Below are 19,822 nucleotides of genomic sequence, written 5' to 3'. Positions count from 1 at the left end.
TATAAAAATGTAGTGAAATACTTAAAACAAGGACAATCTCTCAGAAACACAGCTAAGTTATGTAATGTGAGTTTGGGAACGGTGCAGAAAGTGAAAGGGATTATGAAATAAGAGAAATTATTTATTTAATAATATTAAGAAAATAAATAATTTCTTGTCAAATACAAATAGTTTATAAATTTAAGTGTTTTTCAAAAAGAAATAGCCTAGTAATATAATATTCATTATTAATATAACATACTGTATATACAGTTAATAAATCCTAAGTAATATCTTATTTTTTTAATAACTTTATCCAATTGATTTATTATCTAATTAGTTAATATTAGTATTATGGATGCACAATATGATTCTTTTATATCTCAGATTACAGTACGATTAAAAAATAAAGATAATTCCGTTGTTGGAACAGGTGTTATATATTATCATGACAACCTAGAAGATAAAGTATATATTTTAACAGCATCTCATTGCTTATTTGAAGATGGAGATAGCTTTAGCAAGCAACGAGATTTAATTATTATTGATATATATAATACCAAAACAGCTACATACAATTCTATAGATAAAAACATAGATAGTAGTCTTTTATATAAAGACGGAAATAAGGATGTAGCCCTTTTAATTTTTGATAAGGATGATATTTTACCAATGATTGGACTTGATAATATTCCTTCTATTCTTGTTATCCAAGAAAGACATTCATTCTCAAATTTTGTAACCAAAGGATTCCCAAGAGCTACACAAGGAAAAGAATTAGAAACCTTATATCTTAAATATCCAAGAGGAATGACAGAGGTTAATAAATTCCAATTAGAAACAACCTCATCTTATACGGATTCTAATATGGAAGGTTTTTCTGGTTCGGGTGTATTTCTACTTGCTGATAATGAGATGTATTTATATGGAATATTTACTAGGTACAGAAATAATCCAGATGAAAAAGGAAGAGTTGCCTACTGTCAATACATTGAACCTCTAAACGAAATATTAAACAACAAACACCTTCCAGCTATATCCTATACATATATCGGAGAAAATGGATTGACTAGAGATTTCTTTCAGACTCATATTGAGAAATCAGTTTCTAATCTTGGAGGAAGATTCAATCAAAAGTTGAACTTTAGATTGCCCATAGGACAAGTATTTAATGCCCTCTCTTACAATAATCTCTTTAAGAGTCTATTCCTGAAAATATGGGATGATTGGTTAACTGCTAGATATCAAAGCTATAATCTAGAAGGAGATGCTCTAAAGGACATTAAAGAACAATTATACTTGATTAGAAAAAATAAAATCAAATGGGTATCAGAAATAAAATTCGACTATAGGCAAGAGCTAGAAGTAAAAGCCTATAAGAATGAAATACAAGGATTCGATACAGCTATTAGAAACAAAATAGATGAACTGTCAAAGTTGGAGTCTAAAGAAAAGAACGATTATCAAAAATATCAAAATGAGAGAAGTTGGCTTATTGATATTTTGCAGATAAACCAACAACTTTTGAAGGAATTAGATAGTATTCATATTGAACTAGTGAATAAACCTATATTGATTATTAAAGGAGATGCTGGAAGTGGAAAGTCGCATCTACTTGGAGATATAGCAAATGAAAGAATAAAAAATAACTTACCAACATTATTACTACTTGGCCAACATTTTCATAGTGCAAAAACTATAGAAGAGAATATTTTGAGTCTGCTCCATTTAGGCTGCACTTTCACCGAACTTCTGATTAACCTTGATAAGATATCAGACCAAATAGGTTCTAGAGTATTAATCTTAATAGATGCGATAAATGAAGGAGCTGGTTCTGATTTGTGGAATAATCAAATTGCAGGCTTTATCTCCTCAATTAAAAAATACAAAGGAGTTGGAATTGCTCTTTCAATTAGGAGTACATATTTTGATGATATCATTTCAGCGGATTTTATTGAGGCAGAGTCCCCCCATATAATAGAACACAAAGGGTTTAAAGGAAATGAATATGAAGCGTTAAAGCTTTTTTGTGAATATTACTCATTGAAGCTTCCAAGTTTTCCAATTCTTGCACCTGAGTTTTCCAATCCTCTGTTTTTGCACCTCATCTGCAATACAGTTAAAGAAATGCCTGATAAGACTTTCCCTAAAGGATTTAATGGGTTAAATAGACTGTATCAGCTCTATATAGATTCTTTAAATAAGAGATTTGAGAACAAGAATAAGGAGTATAAACTGAGGAGCATTGTCTCTGAGTCAATTGAGATTTTTGCAACTTCAATTCTAAACTCTGAATTTAACTCAATAACAATACAAGAAGCCGTAAAACTTTTCGATGAGAAATTCCCAAATCATAAGACTCTTTTGACTGATTTGATTGATGAAAATATACTGATACGTAACAAGGTGTATTCTGGTTATAATAAATATCATGATGCTGTATATTTTGCTTATCAACGACTTGGAGACTACTTTATGGCTCAAAAGTTATTGAATGGTTGTGCGTCAAAAAAAGATGTGCTAGATGCTCTTATGAACCCTGACGGGTTAGGTGTAATATGCTCTGATTATGATTGGAAATATAGAGGTATAATCGAAGCCTTATCCATAATATTACCAGAAGAACACAATTTAGAGATATTTGAAATCAGTGATTATTTTATATCTGATGCTGATAAAGAAGAAGAATGGAAAACTCAACATATTTACGAGTGGATTAGTAGAGTAGAGCTAGATAGTTTAAAATGGAGAAAAGTAGAATCTATTAATGATGAAAAAATCACGAGTTGGTTACGATCAGGGAAAGCTCTTATTTCAGATCATGAATGGTTCTTATGTTTAACGGAACTCTCTTCAATAATTGACCACCCATTTAATAGCAATAGACTTACTCAGATATTGAAAAAGTACACAATGGCTGAACGAGATAGTTTTTGGCAAGAATTTATTATTTATTTCAATGGATATGACGATAATGAAATAGCTTTCCCAATTCAAAGATTAATTGATTGGGCTTGGATGCCAAATATATCGACTCTGTCAGATGACGAAACAGCAAAACTTGTATCACAAACTTTAGCATGGATTTTATCCACTACAAATACAAAACTTCGAGACCAAACTACAAAAGCATTAGTAAATTTGCTAGAACAAAAACCGAATGTGTTGATTGGGCTATTAAAAACCTTTCAAGATGTAGATGATCTGTATATATTAGAACGACTATATGCTGTAACTTATGGTTGTGTTTTACGAACTGAAAAGGATGAATCAGTCAAACTAATTGCAGAATATGTATATAATACTATTTTCAAAAATGGCAATCCCCCGACACATGTATTGCTTAGAGATTATGCCTGCAATACCATAGAATATGCTATACATAAATGTCTTTTAGAAGAAGTCGATATTCAGCTAATCCGTCCTCCATATAATTCAAAAATGAATTTCACACCTCTTACTAATGAAGAATTAGATGAAAGGTATGAACCTAAAAAAGATAGAGGACATTGGGGTAAAGCTGAATGGGGTGTTTCAGCTATCTTGAGGTCTATGGTAACTGAATATGGGAGAGGAACTGGTGGTTATGGCGATTTTGGGCGTTATACTTTTCAAAGTGCAATTTCAAATTTTGACCTTCCTCGTCAGATGAATGTTAATTTATTAAGCAACCTTGCTGTTGAATGGATATTTGAAAAATATGGATACAGTACAAAACTTCATGGGAAATACGATGACTATATAGCAACAAAGGGAGATCGGCATGAATCGAAAATAGAGCGTATTGGAAAGAAATACCAATGGATAGCATTTTATGAGATTGTTGGAATTATAGCAGATAATTATAAAATGAAATGCTATTGGGAAGATGAATATGTGTATTTCAAGGGTACTTGGCAATTATATTTAAGAGATATAGACCCTGCAACAACAACCATTAATAACAAAGAAGAAGACTCTGAAAACTCAATTTTAGAAGATTATATATTAAAAAAAGAATGGTGGATGGACAGAATGTTTTCTAATTGGTCAGGCGAGGACTCTCATTGGGTATCTACATCTAATGATTTGGTGCATCCTTATAGTATTCTAAGAAAAAAGGATGATTTAGGAAATTATTGGTTGCATTTACATCATTATATCGAATGGGTTGAACCTAAAAAGATGGGGATAGAAAAATATGCAGGACAGAAAAAACAAATCTGGTATATCTTTAATGCTTATTTGGTAAAGAAAGAAGATAAAAATAAAATAGTAGAATATCTAAGTCAAAAGAACTTTGATGGGAGATGGATGCCAGAAGCAAATGAAGGTTTTTCACAATTAATTAATAGAGAAAAGTTTTGGTCGCCAGCTTATCAGGATGAGAATCAAGAATCAAAAGAAGAATTATGGGATACCATTAATGGAACGGATTATAAAGTTATTGTGGCAGATACTGAAGCTAATGGAAATATAGAACAAGATAAATCAGGCACTTCAGCCGTATACAGAATCCCATGTGAATTTATTTTTGAAGGTATGGAGTTGCAGTATGCACCTAAAGATGGGGATTTGAAAAATAAAGAAGGGGAGATTATTGTGACAAATATTAATCCTAATGGGGTAATGATAAGAGAAAAAGATTTACTTGAGTTTTTAGATAAAAATGATCTTGATCTAATATGGACTTTATTGGGCGAAAAATTTTCATTTTCTCATGATAGACTAAATGAATCCTTTTTTAAAACGATGAGTGGAGTTTTTTATCTGGAAGAAGATAAGATGAAAGGGGAAATGAAAATGTATGATAGAGAATAATTACATACAATTATATTGTTATCAAGCTGAGTGTGGAGATGCTTTTCGTATTCGCTATATTGGTGATGATAATAAATTTCATAATATTTTCGTAGACTCTGGTTATGAAAGGACATATAGACATATATTACAATCTGAAATAGAAGCCATATCCAAAGCAAATGAGGCTATTGATTTATGGATTGTATCCCATATCCATGATGACCATATTGGAGGGATAATCAAGTATATCAAAGCTATAAGGGATGACGAAATCATAGATATTGTAAAAGAATGGTATTATAATCCTCCGAGAAATTATGCACCCTCAAGACAACAAAATACAATAAGCTCTGCATCAAGCATAAATCAAGGAGATTTTCTATATGAGTATTTATGTCAGATAGGGAAACAACCGCTATTCGATTTAGTAAATGATTTAGAAGGAATAGATTTTTATGGCTTGAAAATCGAGATTTTATCCCCTAGTACCGAAAACCTTCAAAAACTAAGAGATAAATATAAAAAAGATATACCACTAGAGAGAAACGAGTATGATGAAATAAGTTCGGCAAAGTCCTCATCAAACAATGATTACCATATCCCTTTGGGGGCATTTAGTCTGAATAGTGCAAAAGAAGATAAATCGAAAGAAAATGGTAGTAGTATAGCTTTTATTGCCACTTACAAAGGTTCTAAGATTTTATTTCTTGCAGATTCTCATCCTTCAGTCATAACCTCCTGCCTAAAAGGAAAAGGATACACGAATAAAAAACCTTTAACATGTAACTATGTCATAGTTTCACATCATGGAAGTGAAGGAAATAACAACAGCGATTTATATAGTTTGATTAGATGCAATAATTACATATTCTCTACCAATGGAGAGAAACATAATTTACCAAACAAAAGTGTATTGGCTCAGATATTGAGAAATTCGCATAGAAACTCTAAAGAACTATACAATATTTATTCCCCATACGATACTGATATTCTATGTGATATATTTTTAATTGATGGTGAAGAAGTATATACTAAGTGGAATTTTGAGATTCATTTATGTAATAATAAGGTGTTAATTTTAGATAAATAGTACTTTTTTTTAACTAAAAAACCTGACCTATATCCTGACCTAAAATAAAAAAGCACTCATAATATTTATTATAAGTACTTGATATTTAGTAGCTCCTCCTGCTGGGCTCGAACCAGCGACCCTCTGATTAACAGTCAGATGCTCTAACCAACTGAGCTAAGGAGGAATTTTGCCTTTGCGGTTGCAAATCTATAATAAATAAACAAATATTCCAAAAAACAATTTAAAAAAATTTCATTTTTCTTAATAAGTATAAGCAAGATGTTCAGAATAAACATCTTGCTTTTAAAAAATTTTTATTTAAAAAAATTAAGGCATTTTTGGAAGTACTGCCTCGGATAGTATTTTTACTACGGATAGAGAGCTACCAGCTAAAATTTCATGAACAGCCCTTAAAAGAGGTAATTGATCTTTAATTTGCGGAGCAGACTGCTCTACAAAGGTCGTAGCTAAACCAGCCGCCGGGACACCCTCTACGGTTTGTTCTAAACGTTCCATTTCTGCTAAGGCATCTTTGGCTGTTTCCCCTCTACCGATTCTTACCCCATACACCTTATTCCGTCCAGATAAACCGGTTACTTCTAAATCTCCCACACCCGCGAGTCCATAGGCTGTTTCTGGTTTTGCTCCCAGTGCCTGCCCTAGCAAAGACATTTCTTTTACCGCCTGATTAAACGTTGCGGCTTTAAGATTGTGATGAGGAAAGCCTGTTCCTTCTTCCAGACCGTCAGCAATACCCAAGGCAATAGCGTAAACATTTTTCATAGGAGCACAAATTTCTACCCCGGTTTCGTCATCTGTGGCTTCTATGCAATAAACCTCAGTACGGGCTTCTCTAGCATATTTACGAGAAACATCTAAATCTTTACATCCAAAAATAGTGGCTGTTGGTTTACCTTCTGCACATTCATTGGCTTTGACAGGGCCAGCAATGGCTACAATAGGAGGTATAGTTACCCCTTTTTGTTTTGCTATGGTGCGGATGGCTTCTGGTAGAAGTTGAATTTTTCCATTTTCATCCGGACAAAATCCTTTTGAAGTTAGCCATAAAGCCTTAGCCTTAGATATTCCTTCCAAAGCCATTTCCGTTACCTTCGGTACTCCACCGGATGCAACAGACATAACCACTACATCCGAACCATCCAGAGCTTTATTAAGATCTGCCGAACGATATAATTTAACTCCTTTAGCTAAGGGAACATTGGTTCTTGGGTGCGGTTTTCCTGCTTCACAAGCATCTAATAGATGATCATCCAGCCAAGTGCCCCATAAACGAACTTCCCAACCCGCATTAATAAGCGGAGTACAAATCCCTGAGCCCATGGCTCCGGCTCCTAAAATTGTGATTTTTGCCATATGATTAATTTTTTATCAATAATTTTTTATAACTCAGATTTTGGTGATTCAGGTTTTACACCCGGATATTTTTCTGACAAAACATTCAATTGTTTAAAAATATCTTTTAATTGCGGGTATAACTGACGTTGAACTTCAGCAACTTCTAAATAAATTTTATTCTTTTCTAAATTAGGCTCTAAAGTATCTCCAAATCGTGCCATTTTTTTGGAAGCTACTGCTATATCTTGGGTTCCAAATACTCCGGTATGTGCCATAGCTTGAATCGCTGCACCCAAAGCAGATATCTCATCTTCTAAACAAATAGTAATAGGAATACCGGTAATATCAGCCACCATTTGTCTCCATAATTTTGATCTTGTTCCTCCTCCCATGATTCGTAAAGAAGTAAGGGATACTCCTGTTTCTTTTTGAAGATAAGAAAGATTCATTTGTATTTCATAAGTTATCGCTTCTAAAATAGAACGATACATATGAGCTCTTGAATGGGTTCCTCTCCAACCCACGACTGCTCCTCTAGCTACAGGATCCCAATAAGGGCTTTGTACCGCATTCCAATAAGGAAGTGTTACTAAACCTTCACAACCCGGAGGAATTTTTTCCGCTTTTTCGTCTAAACGAATATCAGGTTCTCCTAGCAATTTTGGATCTCCTAAGGCTTGACGAAACCAGCCTGCTAAATAGGCTCCAGAATGTTGTACGACTTCAAATATAAAGTTTCCCGGTATCCCGGCTACATAGTTACGAAATACAGGGCTGTATTTATATTCAGCGCTTTGAACTCCTGCTACTACTGCAGTGCCCAAGTTAAGATATGCGATATTAGGAGTTACAACTGCTGCTCCTATTCCAGCTGCCATACCATCACCGGCTCCTGCTATAACCGGAATGGATTTAGATAGACCCCAAGCAGAAACTAATTCCTGTTTCAACATACCCATAACCTCCCCGGGAGCTTTTAAATCAGACATTTGCTCACGATTTACTCCTGCGATATTCATTAACTCATCACTAAAGGTTCGTTTACGAATATCAAATAATCCTAAGGTATCTGCACAGGCTTCAGAAGAGATCCATTCTCCCGTCATATTCCAAGTAATATATCCATGTACATCAACGATTTTATATGCTTTTTCTAAAGTTTCAGGTTCATTTTCTTTCAACCATGCCAATTTATAAATGGCAGGTGGTTCTCCCGGTGGTTTTCCCGAAAGATTGTGAATATGATCGGAACCATATTTTTGTATTTGCTTAGTAGCACGTGCATCCAACCAAAGAATTCCATTTCTAATAGGTTTTCCCTCTTTATCAAAACAAGCAAAACTTTCTCTTTGGTGAGTAATTCCTATAGCTTGTATACGTTCTCTATCTTTAGGAGATAATTTAGAAACAGCTTCTGCAATACTATCTCTTGTAGTTTCCCACCAACGAATAGGATTATGTTCATAAAAATCTATGGCTGGTGTATGCAGTTGTATGTTATTTTTAGCCGTTTGTAGGACTTGTCCTGAGGCATCTACTATAATTGCTTTAGTTGCTGTGGTAGACGAATCTATGGCTATAACTAAAGGTCCTTCTGAATTCATAATATTATTTTTTAGGTGTTAATTAAAGTTCTGCTTTGGGAGATTCTGGTTTAGTTGCGGATGGGTATTTTTCTGATAATGCATGAAGCTGTTCAAAAACATCTTTTAACTGTGGATATAATTGACGTTGGATACCTGCAACTTCATTGTAAATCTGAGATTGTTCAAGGTTGGGTTCAATAGTATCACCAAAATTTGCCATATGTTTAGCAGCATTCGCTACATCATGAGAGCCATGAGCCTTTATACCTGCCATCGCTAATACAGCGGCACCTAGGGCGGATATCTCATCTTCCAAACAAACAGTAATTGGGATTCCTATTATATCAGCCATAATTTGTCTCCATAACTTAGAACGAGTTCCTCCACCCATGGCTCGTACCGATTGAAGTCTTATTCCTGTACCCTTCTGAATAGACTCTAAATTTAATTTCATTTCAAAACCTATAGATTCTAAAATAGAACGATACATATGAGCCCTGGAATGGGTTCCTCTCCAGCCAACCACAGCCCCTCTAGCCACCGGATCCCAATAAGGGCTTTGAACTGCATTCCAATAAGGAAGTGTAACTAAACCTTCACAACCAGGAGGAATTTTTGAAGCTTCTTGATCTAATTTTAGATCAGGCTCTCCTAATAATTTAGGATCTCCTAAAGATTGACGGAACCAACCCGCTAAGTAAGAACCGGAAGATTGTAAAACCTCAAATACAAAATTTCCCTTTATTCCAGAAACATGAGTTCTAAAAACAGGGTCGCATTTGTAAATAGGGCTTTCCACCCCAGCATTTACAGCAGTTCCCATATTTAAGAAAGCAACATCTGGAGATACGGCTGCTGCCCCTATTCCTGCTGCCTGACCATCACCCAAACCTGCAATGATTGGAATTGATTTAGACAAATTCCACTCAGCAACCAATTCAGGTTTTAGCATTTCAATAACTTCTGCGGGAGGAACTAATTCTGCCATTTGATCTCGTCTTACTCCTGCAATAGCTAATAATTCATCACTATAATCAAAATTTCTAATATCTAAAAGACCTAGTGAATCTGCGGCTGCTACTGATGATGCCCATCTACCGGTTAGGTTCCAAGTGATATAAGATAATACATCTACAACTTTATAAGCTTCTTTGAAAATTTCAGTTTCATTCTCTTTTACCCAAGCCATTTTATAAATACCAGGAGTTACACCTGGAGGCTTTCCAGAAAGATCATGAATATGAGCAGAGCCATAGGCGCGGATTTGTTTAGTCGCTCTTCCGTCTAACCAAAGAATTCCATTTCTTAATGGTTTTCCATCTTTATCAAAGGGCGCAAAGCTTTCCCTTTGATGGGTAATACCAATAGCGGAAACTCTATCTCTATCCTTCGTTGATAGCTTCGATAACACTTCCCCTACACAGGCTTTCGTTGTTTCCCACCAACGAATAGGATTATGTTCATAGAAATCCATGGCTGGAGTATGAAGTTGAATATTTCTCTTAGACGTCTCCCATACATATCCGGTTACATCCACTACAATAGCCTTTGTTGAAGTTGTAGAAGAATCAATGGAAATAACCAAAGGTCCTTCCGTACTTTTTTTTGAATTCATGATTAAAAATTTTTTGGGTTTTAGTTCTAACAAATATATCGACTTAATCGAAATTAAACAATTATAAAACGAAATTTATTTATTTAAAATTTACACATTTTAATTTTATTTGATTTCGAATTGAAAGTTTATAATGTGATATATTGACCTTATCTTAGTTTTTTTATATAGTAGACAAAGAGAGGTAAATTAAAAATTATCTCTAAATATTTGCTGATGTTGATGGATATTTTATAAATTATTGGATAACTTTTCAAAGTCAAATGGTTGAAAAATATGCTATTGCAGTTTATGAAATATTAAACAATAGATAGAAGAAAGATAACTTATAGTTAATTGTTAAGAGTAGGAAAGTATCTAGATAAACTTTATTATGAATTGTAAATTTTTATAAATATTATAAAATAAATTACAATAATTTATTTAAATTAAACATCAATTTTAATGATATAGGGTTTACTATAGGATTGTATCAATATTGTAAAACTATTGAAAGTTTTATAAATAAAGGAAAGGCTAGTGTTTTATATAATAATTAAAAGTATATAATTATAAGAATATTCTTATTTAACAAAGAAATAGAAAAAATTTTAATGAAATCAAGTCATCATCTTAAATAATATTTTTGAGATCTTTTGAAAACGAAACCAATACGAATATATTAAAGAGTTAGTTTCGAATGATTGCATAATTGCTATGTATATTAATTTATAAAAAAAATATGAATAAAAATCAAACATTTAAATAATAAAAAGCAATGAAAATATTTTTAATTGATTATTTTTGTGTTATAAATCCGTATTAAAATGAAAGAAAAAGAAACTATAAATATGAATAAATCAAAAATTGCAGTACTAGGTTCAGGAATAATGGCAACAGCGTTAACATTTCCTCTAGCAGAAAATGGACATGAAGTGCATTTAGTAGGTACACATTTAGATAGAGACATTATAGACTCAATAAAAAAAACAGGAATACACCCCAACTTAGGACTAAAAATCCCATCGACTGTAAAAGCTTATCAATTGGAAGAAATAGAAGAAGCTTTTGAAGGTGCAGATGTTGCAATGTCTGGAGTAAATTCTTTTGGAGTAGATTGGGTTGGTGAACAATTGGCAAAAGTAGTTAAGCCAGGAATGATGGTTCTTTCCATTACCAAAGGTATGCAAGCAGACGAGGATGGAAATCTATATATATTACCAGATATTATAAAAAAATACTTTACCAAAGACTTGGTGGATTCAGTGACATGGTCAGCTGTAGTAGGTCCATCAATTGCAGGTGAAGTTGCAGTGAAGAGAGATACTTGTGTTGTTTTTTGTGGAGAAGATCAAGAATCCTTAGATAAATTGGCGCATATGTTCCGAACCGATTATTATCATGTTTGGACATCTACTGATTTTGTAGGTATGGAAGTTGCAGCAGCAACAAAAAATATCTATGCTTTTGCCGCTGGTTTTAATGAGGGTATAAGAGATAAAAATAAAGAAGAAAACGATAGATACGTAAGATTCAACTACGGATCAGCAGTATTTGCACAAGGGCAAGTTGAATTAACTCAATTTATGCAACTTTTATCTGATAATAAAACCTTAAGTCCCCGCCATTTACTAGTAGGTTCAGGAGATATGTTTGTAACTTCTATGGGAGGAAGAAATGTAAAGGCTGGACGTTACGTAGGTGCTGGCATACCATTTTCAGAAGTAAGAGATAATTATATGAAAGGAGTTACAATGGAAGGTGTGGCTGCCATTAGAGTTATTGGGGGCGCCATGGAACCATTAACAAAAAGAGGAATTATAAAAGAATCAGATTTTCCATTACTAAGACATTTGTATGATATTATAGTGAATGATCAACCATTAAATATGCCTTGGGAGAAATTTTTTGACGGAGAAAAATAAGTTAATACACGAAAATGGTACAACCAGACAAGTATATAATTGGAGTTGATTTTGGAACCTTATCTGTACGAAGTACAGTAGTAAGAGTAAGTGATGGATTTGAAAAAGGAACTGCATCAGAAGTATATAAGCACGGAGTAATGGATACACACCTTACAGCGAGTAAAGGCGAAGTATTGCCTCCAGATTTCGCACTTCAAGTTCCTGCAGATTATTTAGAGGCATTTCAAAAATCAGTAAGAGAAGCGGTGTCAAATTCCGGTGTTGTTGTTAGGCACATTATAGGCATAGGAATAGACTTTACATCTTCCACCGTCTTAGCAACGGATGATAAAGGAATACCTTTATGTGAATACCCAGAATTTACCCATCGTCCGCATGCCTATGCAAAATTATGGAAACATCACGGAGGGAATGAACAAGCGCATCGATTACTAAAGGTAGCCCAAGAGAGAAATGAATCATGGCTTCCACGATATGGAGGATTGCTATCCTCAGAATTGTTATTGCCTAAAGTATTAGAAACATTTGAGAAAGATAGAGAAGTTTACGATAAAGCCTCCTTTTTTGTTAACGCACTAGATTGGATCAATTGGTTATTAACCGGTAAGTTAGTTTATGCAGGTGCAGACTCAGGATTTAAAAGACATTATCAAGACGATAAATATCCAGATGCAGAATATTTAGAAGCGGTTTCCCCAGGGTTTGGGAATGTTTATAAAGATAAAATGTCGGGACCTATACAACCCTTAGGTTCTAAAGCCGGAGAATTAACGCCAAAAATGGCCGAGTGGTTAGGAATTAATCCGGGAATTTCAGTTTCCGTAGGTAATATTGATGCGCATGTTACCGCAGCAGCTATTCAAGCCGTGAAACCTGGAATAATGACCGCTATTTTAGGGACTTCCGCTTGCTATATAGTTTCAGGGCCAGAATTTAAAGAAGTTCCTGGGATGTTAGGTATCACTTATGGTGGAATTGCTGACGGACTTTGGTGTTTTGAGGCAGGACAATCAGCCTTTGGAGATATTTTGGCTTGGTTTATTAAAAATGGAGTCACCGAAGAATATAAAAAAGAAGCAGAAGAACAAGGCTTAAGCTTACATAATTATTTAACCAAAAAAGCAGCAGTTCAGGAAATCGGTCAACATGGATTAATTGCCTTAGATTGGCATAACGGGAATAGATCAATATTATGTGATCACAATTTATCAGGAATGATTTTGGGACAAACCTTAACAACACGACCGGAAGATATTTATAGAGCTTTAATGGAAAGTTGTGCTTTTGGAGCTAGGAAAATCATAGAGACTATGAAAGTACATGGGGTGGAAATTAAGGAAATTGTGGCTGCCGGTGGATTATTAAAAAACAAATGGTTAATGCAGTTATTAAGTGATGTAACTAGGATTCCTTTATCTATTACAGAAGCTACCATGGTGGGTGCTTTAGGTTCTGCGATATACGGGGCAGTAGCAGCCGGTTGTTATGAAACCATTGAAGAAGCATCTGAAGCAATGGGAAGTAAAGTACCGAATGTATACAAACCTCATGAAAGTAGATCCCTTAAATACGATCAATTGTATAAAGAATATCTTATTCTTCATGACTATTTTGGAACAGGAGAAAATCAAGTTATGAGCCGATTAAAAAAAATAAAAGAAGAAGCTGTAAAAGATAAATTTTAATTAAAAATAAAATAAAGAAATGAACAGTAATGAAATACAAATCAAAGCAGCCAATAATATTAGAATTTTAGCTGCTTCAATGGTAGAAAAAGCGAAATCAGGGCACCCAGGAGGAGCCATGGGAGGAGCTGACTTTATCAATCTATTATATACAGAATTTTTAGAATACGATCCACAGAATCCAAGATGGGAGTCTAGAGATAGATTTTTTATGGATCCAGGACATATGTCTCCCATGTTATATTCAACCTTAGCTTTAGCGGGTAAGTATAATATGGGCGATTTAGAACAGTTTCGTCAGTGGGGGAGTGTAACACCCGGACATCCAGAATTGGATGTTGAAAGAGGTGTAGAAAATACCTCTGGTCCATTAGGTCAAGGACATGCATATGCAGTAGGAGCAGCCATAGCTGCTAAATTTTTGAAAGCTAAAGTAGGAGATATCATGGATCAAACTATCTATGCTTTTATTTCGGACGGGGGGATTCAAGAAGAAGTATCTCAAGGAGCAGGTCGTATAGCAGGACATTTAGGATTAGATAATCTAATTATGTTCTATGATTCCAATGGAATACAACTTTCAACTAAAGTAAAAGAAGTAGATGAAGAAGATGTAGCAGCAAAATATGTAGCCTGGGGGTGGAAAGTAATTTCAGTAAAAGGGAATGATATTGATGAATTACGTAAAGCATTAACAGAAGCAAAAGCAGAAAAACAAAAACCAACACTTATTATTGGTCATACCATAATGGGTAAAGGTGCAGTAACTGCAGATGGAAAATCTTTTGAAGATCAAGTTTCTACACACGGCCAACCCCTAACAGCAGCAGGAGCAAGTATAGAAAAGACCATTGAAAACTTAGGAGGAGATCCTAACCATCCATTTATGATCTTTCCAGAAGTAAAAGAATTATATGCTAAAAGAGCTGAAGAATTATCTAAAATAGTAGCTGATAAAAAAGCTAAAAAAGAACAATGGGTTTCTTCCAATCCAGAATTAGCTAAAAAATTAGAGTTTTGGTTTTCAGGTCAAACCCCTTCCATAGATTGGAGTAAAATTGAACAAAAATCTAACAATGCAACACGTAATGCTTCGGCTATAGTGCTAGAAACTTTAGCACAACAAGTAGAAAATATGGTAGTTTCATCAGCAGATTTATCTAACTCAGATAAAACAGATGGATTCTTAAAGCATACAAAAGCTATGAAAAAAGGAGATTTTTCAGGAGCATTTTTGCAAGCAGGAGTGGCTGAATTCACTATGGCTTGTTTATGTGTAGGAATGAGTCTTCATGGTGGTGTTATTCCGGCTTGTGCAACCTTCTTTGTTTTCTCAGACTATATGAAGCCAGTAGTTAGAGTAGCTGCATTAATGGAACAGCCCGTAAAATTTATTTGGACTCATGATGCCTTTAGAGTAGGAGAAGATGGTCCAACCCATGAACCGGTAGAGCAAGAAGCACAAATACGTTTATTAGAAAAATTACAGAATCATAAAGGTCATAATTCCATGTTAGTTTTAAGACCTGCGGATGCTCAGGAAACAACGGTTGCATGGAAACTAGCCATGGAAAATACAAAAACTCCAACCGGACTAATACTTTCTCGTCAGAATATTAAAGATCTTCCAGCACAATCTAATCGATATGAGGAGGCTTTAAAATCTTCAAAAGGAGCTTATATAGTTCAGGACGATGCTAATTATGAGGTAATATTATTAGCCTCAGGATCTGAAGTATCTACGCTAGTAGAAGGGGCAGAACTTTTGAAAAAAGATGGTATAAGAACGAGAATAGTTTCCGTACCTTCAGAAGGATTATTTAGAAGTCAATCCAAAGAATATCAAGAATCAATTTTACCAAATGATAAAAAGAAATTTGGTTTAACCGCTGGTTTACCTGTAAATCTATTAGGTTTGGTAGGAGATAAAGGCAAAATTTGGGGATTGGAATCTTTCGGTTTTTCTGCGCCGGCTTCAGTGTTAGATGAAAAATTAGGCTTTACAGCAGATAATGTTTATAAGCAAGTCAAAGAGTATTTAGGATAGTAAAATTTATAAATAAGTTTATTATATAAAGAAGAGAAATTAAATATTTTAATTTCTCTTCTTTGCTTATATATTAATAACCGTCCTTATTTAAATTTAGATTTATCTTCATGTAAAATTCATTATTAAAGTATATACTCATCTCTATTTAATTAAAAACTCCGAATATTATATATTCGGAGTTAAATATATTTTGAAATAATTTTAATTAATGGTTATCATTTAAATAAGTAGCTTTTTTAGGAAGTCTTGTACTTACTAAAAAGGTTATAATCAACATCACCGTTACATAAATATAAAAACCACTTTCCATATTTATATCTTTAAAACTTAAGGCTACAAATTCAGCGGAACCACCAAAAATAGCATTAGCAATAGCATAAGAAAGACCAACTCCTAAAGCGCGTATTTCTGGAGGAAACATTTCTGCTTTTACAATTCCTCCTATTGAAGTATAGAAGCTTGTAACGCAGAGAGCCAATGAAATTAATAAAAAAGCGAAAAATGGATTTAAATTTATCTGAGTTAAACCAAAAATAACAGGACAAGTAATTAAGGCGCCCAATCCTCCGAATAGCATCATACAAGTTCTCCGACCTATTTTGTCAGAGATGGATCCAAAAATGGGCTGTACAATCATAAATATAAATAAGCATGCCGTCATTATCTGAGTAGCGGTTTTAGTTTCAAATCCTGCTGTATTCACCAAGTATTTTTGCATGTAGGTAGAAAATGTATAAAAGATCAGTGAGCCTCCAGAAGTATACCCTAAGACAGTTAAAAAAGCAGGAGTATGATTTTTAAATAATTCTACTAAACTACCGGCCTTTTTGTTTTCCACAGATTTTTTTGGAGCAGTTTCTTTAAGATGTTTTCTTAAGTATAAAGAAACTAATGCAGCAATAGCTCCTAAGAAGAAAGGAATCCTCCAAGCCCAGGTATTCATATCATTTTCACTAACTGTGGATTCTAAAATAAGTATTGCCAATGCAGCTAATAATTGACCACCAATTAAGGTAACATATTGAAATGAGGAATAAAAACCTCTTTTATTAGGAAGAGCTACTTCACTCATATAGGTAGCGGTTGCTCCATACTCTCCACCAACGGATAATCCTTGTATAAGCCTAGCAATAAGAAGTAATAGTGGCGCAAATACTCCAATGGATGAATATGTAGGAAGACAAGCAATAAGCAATGAACCAAATGCCATCATTAAAATAGAGGTGACCATTGATTTTTTTCTCCCGTGTTTATCAGCAATTCTACCAAAAATCCATCCACCAATGGGACGCATTAAAAATCCAGCGGCAAAAACTCCAGCAGTTTTTAATAATTTGCTCGTAGTATCACCCTCAGGAAAAAATAAGTGAGCAAAATAAATAGAAGTAAAAGCATATACATAAAAATCAAACCACTCAACTAAGTTTCCAGATGAGGCACTTAAAATAGCCACTATACTTTTTCTTTTTTGATCTTTGGTATAAGAATTTTTTTTTGTTAGATCATTTCCCATTTTTTATGATTTATTAAAATTTTGATTTTTATAAATTTAAAATAATTATTTAAATTAATGCTCAGGACCATTGAAAAAAGTGATACTATTTTTTAATAAATAATTGGTTTTTATAAAATATAATAGCACAAACTATAAATAAATATGTTATTTAATATGATTTTAATGATTAAAACGAGTTTTCATTTTTAGTTCTTTGTTAAGCAGGTTTTTATAAAAGGTTAAAATATTTAATTATATATAAATAAAAAAAGAACGATAAAATATTTTATCGTTCTTTTTATTTATTTAAAAAAAGGGATTAGTTACCTTCCTCCATTTTTCTTTTTAGCTCTTGAAGCTGATCTAAATCACCTAAAGTAGATTTTTCTACGTTTTGATTTTGAGATTTTACTTGTTTCTCTGTTTCCTCTCTATTTTCTTCTTCGCGGAAAGTTCCAGTATGTGAAACAACTACACGTTTAAATTCTTTATTGAATTCGATAACTTTGAAGTTTGCATCATCACCTTTTTTAAGTTTAGAACCGTCTTCTTTTTCTAGAAGTCTAGCAGGGCAGAAACCTTCAACTTCTTCATCTTCAAATTTAACAGTAGCACCTTTATCAAATGACTGTACAATTTTACCGTTATGAATAGTTCCTTCAGCGTATTTAGCTTCATACTGATCCCAAGGATTTTCAGTCAATTGTTTATGTCCTAAACTAAGTCTTCTAGCTTCAGTATCTAATTCTAAAACAACCACATCTAAAACATCTCCTACGGAACAGAATTCAGAAGGATGTTTTATTTTCTTAGTCCAAGACAAATCAGAAATATAAATTAATCCATCAACTCCTGCTTCTAATTCAAGGAATACACCAAAGTTGGTAAAGTTTCTAACAGTACCTTTATGCTGAGAATCTACAGGATATTTTGCAGTTATGTCAGTCCAAGGATCTGGAGTTAACTGTTTCATTCCTAAAGACATTTTTCTTTCTTCTTTGTCTAAAGTAAGAACTACACATTCTACTTCATCACCAATTTTAACAAAGTCTTGAGCAGATCTTAAATGTGTAGACCATGACATTTCAGAAACATGGATTAATCCTTCAACACCAGGAGCAACTTCTACAAATGCACCATAGTCAGCAAGAACAACAACTTTTCCTTTAATTTTATCTCCCACTTGTAAGTTAGCATCTAAAGCTTCCCAAGGATGTGGCTCTAATTGCTTCATACCTAATTGAATTCTTGATTTTTGATCATCAAAATCAAGGATTACAACATTCACTTTTTGGTCTAATTGAACCACTTCTGATGGATGATTGATTCGGCTCCAAGAAAGATCAGTGATGTGAATTAATCCATCAACACCTCCAAGATCGATAAATACTCCATAAGAAGTAATGTTTTTAACAACCCCTTCAAGAACTTGTCCTTTTTCAAGTTGACCGATAATTTCTTTTTTCTGATCTTCAATATCAGCTTCAATTAAGGCTTTGTGAGAAACTACAACGTTTTTAAATTCATGATTGATTTTAACAATTTTAAATTCCATTGTTTTTCCAACAAACTGATCGTAATCCCGAATAGGTTTTACATCAATTTGAGAACCTGGTAAGAAAGCTTCAATTCCAAAAACATCCACAATCATTCCACCTTTAGTTCTAGATTTTACAAAACCTTCAACGATTTCGCCTGTTTCATGAAGTTCATTTACACGATCCCAAGCTTTAAGCATTCTTGCTTTTCTATGAGAAAGTTGTAATTGTCCTGTTTTATCTTCTCTTTGAGCTACCATTACTTCAACTTCGTCACCTTCTTTTAAAGATGGGTTGTAGCGGAACTCATTTAATGAAATAACACCTTCAGATTTAAAGTTGATGTCAACAATAGCTTCTTTATCAGTTAATCGAACTACACGCCCTTTAAAAACTTGATTTTCATCTAGCTCTTGCAAAGAGGTGTCGTACATCTTTTCTAATTCAGATTTTTCTTTTCTATCTTCTGCATCCAATCCAGATTCAAAAGAATCCCAGTCAAATTGCTCAGGAGCAACATTTGCATTTTTCAGAACTTCTTGTTCTTCATTAAAATTTTTAGTCTCTTCAGACATAATCAATTAATAATTTGTATTCCATTCATAATAATTTGGATAAAAGGCGAGATTATTTGTCCGGAAGCGGTTTAATGGTTATTAAATCAATTTTTCCATACTACGCCAAAATTGATGGGCAAAGATAATAAAAATCTATTATAAAAAGTTAAGATAAAAAAATATAATCGAATGACTTATAT

General features: G+C 33.6%; 10 protein-coding genes and 1 tRNA gene. 5 read left to right on the top strand and 6 right to left on the bottom strand.

Annotation, left to right across the window (positions count from 1 at the left end; genetic code table 11):
- Nucleotides 1–333: 333 nt before the first annotated feature.
- Together ETU08_RS08635 and ETU08_RS08630 are read left to right on the top strand one after the other, a co-directional pair.
- Entirely contained in the window at nucleotides 334–4,779 is a 4,446-nt protein-coding gene (locus tag ETU08_RS08635) for a hypothetical protein (protein ID WP_146262625.1), read from the top strand.
- The gene (locus tag ETU08_RS08630; protein ID WP_146262624.1) at nucleotides 4,766–5,851 is read left to right on the top strand and encodes an MBL fold metallo-hydrolase; all 1,086 of its coding nucleotides are present in this window, start codon (nucleotides 4,766–4,768) and stop codon (nucleotides 5,849–5,851) included. The genes ETU08_RS08635 and ETU08_RS08630 overlap by 14 nt, the downstream gene beginning before the upstream one ends.
- Nucleotides 5,852–5,943: 92 nt before the next feature.
- On the opposite strand, the gene ETU08_RS08625 is transcribed toward ETU08_RS08630, so the two are convergent.
- The 4 genes from ETU08_RS08625 to ETU08_RS08610 all read right to left on the bottom strand — a co-directional run bounded on the left by ETU08_RS08625 (nucleotide 5,944) and on the right by ETU08_RS08610 (nucleotide 10,390).
- A tRNA-Asn gene (locus ETU08_RS08625) sits at nucleotides 5,944–6,017 on the bottom strand.
- A gap of 143 nt (nucleotides 6,018–6,160) precedes the next feature.
- Nucleotides 6,161–7,207, bottom strand: coding sequence for an NAD(P)H-dependent glycerol-3-phosphate dehydrogenase (locus tag ETU08_RS08620; RefSeq protein WP_146262623.1), 1,047 nt, complete (start codon nucleotides 7,205–7,207; stop codon nucleotides 6,161–6,163).
- 26 nt (nucleotides 7,208–7,233) lie between these two features.
- A complete protein-coding gene (locus ETU08_RS08615) occupies nucleotides 7,234–8,793 on the bottom strand; it encodes a xylulokinase (RefSeq protein WP_146262622.1) in 1,560 nt (519 codons plus the stop codon).
- A 22-nt stretch (nucleotides 8,794–8,815) separates the two neighbouring features.
- Nucleotides 8,816–10,390 (bottom strand): xylulokinase, encoded by a 1,575-nt coding sequence (locus ETU08_RS08610; protein WP_146262621.1) that lies wholly within the window; start codon nucleotides 10,388–10,390, stop codon nucleotides 8,816–8,818.
- 806 nt (nucleotides 10,391–11,196) lie between these two features.
- Here ETU08_RS08610 and ETU08_RS08605 point away from each other — a divergent pair.
- Genes ETU08_RS08605 through ETU08_RS08595 form a run of 3 tightly spaced genes read left to right on the top strand, consistent with a single transcriptional unit; the run spans nucleotide 11,197 to nucleotide 16,029 of the window.
- Nucleotides 11,197–12,294, top strand: a complete 1,098-nt coding sequence (locus ETU08_RS08605) for an NAD(P)H-dependent glycerol-3-phosphate dehydrogenase (RefSeq protein WP_221410425.1) — start codon at nucleotides 11,197–11,199, stop codon at nucleotides 12,292–12,294.
- Between the two features lie 14 nt (nucleotides 12,295–12,308).
- Nucleotides 12,309–13,982, top strand: a complete 1,674-nt coding sequence (locus ETU08_RS08600) for a ribulokinase (RefSeq protein ID WP_146262620.1) — start codon at nucleotides 12,309–12,311, stop codon at nucleotides 13,980–13,982.
- Nucleotides 13,983–14,001: 19 nt separating this feature from the next.
- Entirely contained in the window at nucleotides 14,002–16,029 is a 2,028-nt protein-coding gene (locus ETU08_RS08595) for a transketolase family protein (protein ID WP_146262619.1), read from the top strand.
- 208 nt (nucleotides 16,030–16,237) lie between these two features.
- Here the strand turns inward: ETU08_RS08595 and ETU08_RS08590 are convergent, their stop codons facing one another.
- Nucleotides 16,238–17,545, bottom strand: a complete 1,308-nt coding sequence (locus ETU08_RS08590) for an MFS family transporter (RefSeq protein WP_146262618.1) — start codon at nucleotides 17,543–17,545, stop codon at nucleotides 16,238–16,240.
- A 301-nt stretch (nucleotides 17,546–17,846) separates the two neighbouring features.
- A complete protein-coding gene (gene rpsA, locus ETU08_RS08585; RefSeq protein WP_146262617.1) occupies nucleotides 17,847–19,640 on the bottom strand; it encodes a 30S ribosomal protein S1 in 1,794 nt (597 codons plus the stop codon).
- Nucleotides 19,641–19,822 lie beyond the last annotated feature (182 nt).

The sequence above is a fragment of the Apibacter muscae genome, from assembly GCF_007845635.1.
Lineage (GTDB): Bacteria > Bacteroidota > Bacteroidia > Flavobacteriales > Weeksellaceae > Apibacter > Apibacter muscae.
Note: the sequence above shows the minus strand (reverse complement) of the source record. Positions and strands in the feature narration are given on the sequence as shown.